At 76.0% G+C, this 2,908-nt stretch carries 2 protein-coding genes and 2 pseudogenes; all 4 read left to right on the top strand.

Features of this window, described 5'->3' with window-relative positions:
* Window positions 1-431: pseudogene (locus tag IDM29_RS16115) on the top strand (protoporphyrinogen oxidase); the annotation flags it as partial.
* Window positions 432-543: 112 nt separating this feature from the next.
* A complete protein-coding gene (hemQ, locus tag IDM29_RS16110) occupies window positions 544-1,242 on the top strand; it encodes a hydrogen peroxide-dependent heme synthase (RefSeq protein WP_182112493.1) in 699 nt (232 codons plus the stop codon).
* Complete coding sequence (locus IDM29_RS16105) at window positions 1,239-2,480, top strand: ferrochelatase (RefSeq protein WP_182112494.1); 1,242 nt, start codon at window positions 1,239-1,241, stop codon at window positions 2,478-2,480. The genes hemQ and IDM29_RS16105 overlap by 4 nt, the downstream gene beginning before the upstream one ends.
* A pseudogene (locus IDM29_RS16100) lies at window positions 2,477-2,908 on the top strand (hydroxymethylbilane synthase); the annotation flags it as partial. The gene IDM29_RS16105 and the pseudogene IDM29_RS16100, both read left to right, overlap by 4 nt.

Here is a 2,908-nt window from a genome sequence, read left to right as displayed (position 1 = left end):
TCACGCACGCGACGGCGAAGTGGCCGTGGCTCGCCGCCCGCGCGCAAGGGCTGGAGGTGGTGCGCCTCTCCTACGGGATCGCGGCCGGCGCGGAGCCGGCCGGCACCGAGCCGGCCGGCACGCCCGCCGAGGCGCAGGACCCCCGGTCGATGACCGAGGAGGCCCTGCGCGCCGTCGCCACGCGTGACGCGGCCCGCCTCCTGGGTGTCGACCTCGGGCCCGACGACGTCGTCGGCTTCGCGCGCACGGCGTGGCCGGCCGGACTGCCGCACGCCCGCCCCGGGCACCGGGAGCGCGTCGCGCGGGTGCGCTCCGCCCTGGCCGACCGACCGGGCCTCGAGGCCTGCGGTGCGTGGCTGGCCGGCACGGGGCTGGCCGCCGTGGTCGCCGACGCGAGAAGGACCGCCGCGCGCGTCGTCGATCACGCATGACAATGTTCTGACCGCTCGTCAGAACGTTCTGACGCATTGTCATGTCATTTCTCCGCGGGGCCCGGCGCGGCAGCGATTTCCGCATTTCCGGGACGTCGCGCAGACTTTGAGCATGACCTCCCCCGCCACACCTCCGCAGCCGCAGCAGCACGGGTCGACCCCCGGCGCCTGGACCCTGTGGACCGTGCTGGGCCGACCGACCGGCGAACCCCGACCGGGCCCGACGGCGCCGCCCGTCACCGAGGCCGCGGGCAACCTGCCCGACGGCGTCGTGCTCCGCGGCGCCTACGACGTGTCCGGGCTGCGCGCCGGCGCCGACCTCCTCGTGTGGCTGCACGGCGACGCCCCCGAGGACCTCCAGCGGGCCGCGCGCACCCTGCGGCGCTCGCAGGAGCTCGCCCCCCTCGTGCCGGTGTGGTCCGGCATGGGCGTGCACCGGCCGGCCGAGTTCGCGCGCGACCACCAGCCCGCGTACATGCGCGACACCGAGCCGAAGCCGTGGTTCACGCTCTACCCCTTCGTGCGGTCCTACGAGTGGTACCTGCTGCCGGCGGACGAGCGGCGCGCGATGCTCATCGAGCACGGCGTCAAGGGCCGCGACTACCCGCAGGTCCTGTCCAACACGGTCGCGTCGTTCGCCCTGGGCGACTACGAGTGGCTGCTGGCGTTCGAGGCCGACGAGCTGACGGAGCTCGTGGACCTCATGCGCCACCTGCGCGAGACCGAGGCGCGCCGCCACGTGCGCGAGGAGGTCCCGTTCTTCACGGGCCGCCGCATCGAGCTCGACGAGATCACGGAGGTCATCCGATGAGCGTCTGCGATCCCACCACCCTGCCCGACCGCGACCCGCAGCCGCCGGCGCCGTACGACGCCGTCCTCCTGGTCTCGTTCGGTGGGCCCGAGGGCCAGGACGACGTGCTGCCCTTCCTGCGCAACGTCACCGCGGGCCGCGGCATCCCGGACGAGCGCCTCGAGGAGGTCGCGCACCACTACCGCCACTTCGGCGGCGTGAGCCCGATCAACGCCCAGAACCGTGAGCTCCAGGCCGCGCTGCGCGCCGAGCTCGACGCGCGCGGGCTCGACCTGCCCGTGCTGTGGGGCAACCGCAACTGGGACCCCTACCTCGCCGACGCGCTGCGCGAGGCGCACGCGGCCGGCCACCGCCGCCTGCTCGCCGTCGTGACCAGCGCGTACAGCTCGTACTCCTCGTGCCGCCAGTACCGCGAGGACCTCGCGGCGGCGCTCGCCGAGACCGGCCTGGCGGGCGAGATGGTCATCGACAAGGTGCGCCAGTACTTCGACCACCCCGGCTTCGTCACGCCGTTCGTGGACGGCGTCCGCGACGCGCTCACGCGCGCCCACGTGGCCCTCGTGGAGCGGGACGGCGACGCCGACCTCTCGCGCGACGCGCACGTCCTGTTCGTGACGCACTCGATCCCGACGTCGACCGCCGTCGCGTCCGGCCCGCGCGGCGCCGAGCTGGGCGAGGACGGCGCCTACGGCGCCCAGCACCGCGCGGTGGCCGACGTCGTCATGGCGAGCCTGGGCAGCAGCGACGGTCCCGTCGCGGGCTCGACCGCCGGGGCGCGCGGCGCCTCGCTCGCGGGCGTCCCGTGGTCGCTCGTCTACCAGTCCCGCAGCGGCGCCCCCACGACGCCGTGGCTCGAGCCGGACATCAACGACGCGATCACCGAGCTCGCCGGCCAGGGCGTCAAGGCCGTCGTCATCGCGCCCATCGGCTTCGTGTCCGACCACATGGAGGTCCTGTGGGACCTGGACGAGGAGGCGCTCGAGACCGCGCGCGACGCGGGCCTGCTGGCCGAGCGCGCCCCGACGCCCGGGGTGCACCCGGCGTTCGTCGCCGGCCTGGTGGACCTCGTCCAGGAGCGCCTCGCCGGGCAGACTGAGGCCATGACCTCGGCACCGCGCCCGCGTCCCGCGCTCACACCGCTCGGGCCCTGGTACGACGTGTGCCGGCCGGGCTGCTGCCTCAACCCCGCGGCGCGCGAGCCGGAGCCACGGCCGGCGGTGGCGGGCCTGGCACCGTGACGGCCGAGGGGCGGCCCGCGGACCGGTCGGCGCTGCGGCTCGGTACGCGCGGCAGCGCCCTGGCGACGACCCAGACCGGGATGGTCGCGGACGCGCTGCGCCGCCTCGCCGGCCTGGCCGCGGACGACCTCGTGCAGGTGCGGGTGCGGACCGACGGCGACCGCCTCACCGGGTCCCTCGCGTCCCTCGGCGGCACCGGCGTCTTCGTCGCCGCGCTGCGTGAGGCCGTGCTCGACGACCGGTGCGACCTCGCCGTCCACTCCCTCAAGGACCTGCCGACGGCGCCCGCACCCGGTCTGGTCGTGGCCGCTGTCCCCGAGCGCGTCGACCCGCGCGACGCGCTGTGCGCGCGCGACGGCCTCACGCTCGCGACGCTGCCCCCGGGTGCCCGCGTCGGGACCGGGTCGCCGCGGCGCGCCGCCCAGCTG

The sequence above is a fragment of the Actinotalea sp. JY-7885 genome (genome assembly GCF_014525465.1).
Lineage (GTDB): Bacteria > Actinomycetota > Actinomycetes > Actinomycetales > Cellulomonadaceae > Actinotalea.
The sequence above is the reverse complement of the archived record's forward strand: the minus strand, read 5'-3'. Positions and strand labels throughout refer to the sequence as shown.